This window comes from Monashia sp. HAY1-2A (assembly GCF_056755315.1).
Map to the genome: position 1 here is coordinate 1 of NZ_JBNDHY010000738.1, position 239 is coordinate 239.

The following is a 239-nucleotide window of genomic DNA, read 5'->3' on the forward strand; positions in this document are numbered from 1 at the left end:
TCCACACGCCGTGCGGCGACTTGCCGACCTTGACCTGCTGCAGGATCTGCTTGGTCTGCAGGTCCATCACCGTCAGCTTGCGGGCCCAGCGCGACGTGAACATCAGCGTGCGGCCGTCGGTCAGGATCTCCATGTCGTCCGGACCGCCGGGGGCCTTGAAGGTGTCGACGACCGTGAAGTCCGCCAGCGCGATCTTGCTGATCGTGTTGGCCGCGCGGTTGCTCACCAGCACATGCTTC

At 65.3% G+C, this 239-nt stretch carries 1 protein-coding gene; it reads right to left on the minus strand.

Going from position 1 to position 239, the window contains the following annotated elements; all coding sequences use genetic code 11:
• On the minus strand, positions 1 to 226 hold a 226-nt coding region (locus ACPYOM_RS23730; protein ID WP_481347864.1), incomplete at its 3' end, for a YncE family protein.
• Between the last annotated feature and the right edge of the window lie 13 nt (positions 227 to 239).